A 1525-nucleotide genomic window follows, 5' to 3' on the forward strand; every position below is an offset into this window, starting at 1 on the left:
TCGCTGATCACCGTCGAGTCCGACAAGGCTTCGATGGAGATCCCGTCCTCGGGTGCCGGCGTGCTCAAGGAGCTCAAGGTCAAGGTGGGCGACACGGTCAACATCGGCGACCTGATCGCGGTCCTCGAGGGCACCGGCGGCGCAGCCGCTGCACCTGCCCCCGCGGCATCTGCACCGGCACCTGCCAGTGCACCGGCCGCCGCACCGGCCGCCGCAACCCCATCGGCGCCCGCACCCGCGGCCGCGGCTCCGGCGCACGACCCGACCAAGGCGCCGAGCGGCAAGCTCCCGCATGCCTCGCCCTCGGTGCGCAAGTTCGCCCGCGAGCTCGGCGTACCGCTCGACGAAGTCAAGGGCAGCGGCCTGAAGGGCCGCATCACCCAGGAAGACGTGCAGGGCTTCACCCGTGCGGTGATGAGCGGCGCGGCCAGCACCAAGGCCTCGGCGGCGAAGGCGCCGGCGGGCGGTGGCGGCGGCGAGGCGCTGGGCCTGCTGCCGTGGCCCAAGGTCGACTTCACCAAGTTCGGCACCGTCGAACGCAAGGATCTGTCACGCATCAAGAAGATCAGCGGTGCGAACCTGCATCGCAACTGGGTGATGATCCCGCACGTCACCAACAACGACGATGCGGACATCACCGAGCTCGAAGCCTTCCGCGTATCGACGAACAAGGAGAACGAGAAGTCCGGCGTCAAGGTGACGATGCTGGCCTTCGTGATCAAGGCCGTGGTCTCGGCCCTGAAGAAGTTCCCCGAGTTCAACACCAGCCTGGACGGCGACACCCTCGTCTACAAGCAGTACTACAACGTCGGCTTTGCGGCGGACACGCCCAACGGCCTCGTGGTGCCGGTGCTCAAGGACGCCGACAAAAAGGGCGTTCTGCAGATCAGCCAGGAGATGGGCGAACTCGCCAAGAAAGCGCGCGACGGCAAGCTCGGCTCGGCCGACATGCAGGGCGGCTGCATGTCGATCAGCTCGCTGGGCGGCATCGGCGGAACGCACTTCACGCCGATCATCAACGCGCCGGAGGTCGCGATCCTGGGCCTCTCCAAGAGCGCGATGAAGCCGGTGTGGGACGGCAAGCAGTTCGTGCCGCGCCTGACGTTGCCGCTGTCGCTCTCCTACGACCATCGCGTGATCGACGGCGCCGCCGCGGCCCGTTTCAACGCCTACCTCGGTCAGGTCCTCGCGGACTTCCGCCGCGTCCTTCTCTGAGGTGCCGACCATGAGCGAAGTGCAAGTCAAGGTGCCGGACATCGGCGATTTCTCCGAGGTCGCGGTCATCGAAGTGCTGGTCAAGGCCGGCGACACCATCCAGGTCGAGCAGTCGCTGATCACCGTCGAGTCCGACAAGGCCTCGATGGAGATCCCGTCCTCGCATGCCGGCGTCGTCAAGTCGGTGGCAGTGAAGGTGGGCGACAAGGTGGGTGAAGGCTCGGTGGTGCTGACGGTCGATGCGGCCGAAGCCGGTGCGCCAGCGCCTGCCGCATCGCCAGCGCCCACGCCCGCGGCGGCATCGCCCGCC

At 67.6% G+C, this 1525-nt stretch carries 2 protein-coding genes; both read left to right on the plus strand.

The annotated features are described in order from the left end of the window. Positions 1–1215: dihydrolipoyllysine-residue acetyltransferase (gene aceF, locus B0W80_RS34000; protein ID WP_083745821.1), on the plus strand; the 1215-nt coding region annotated here is incomplete at its 5' end. Between the two features lie 10 nt (positions 1216–1225). Then, positions 1226–1525, plus strand: a 300-nt coding sequence (locus B0W80_RS34005; protein WP_306171896.1) for a biotin/lipoyl-containing protein, incomplete at its 3' end; no start/stop codon positions are given.

This window comes from Variovorax sp. KK3, assembly GCF_001984055.1.
Classification (GTDB): domain Bacteria; phylum Pseudomonadota; class Gammaproteobacteria; order Burkholderiales; family Burkholderiaceae_C; genus Variovorax.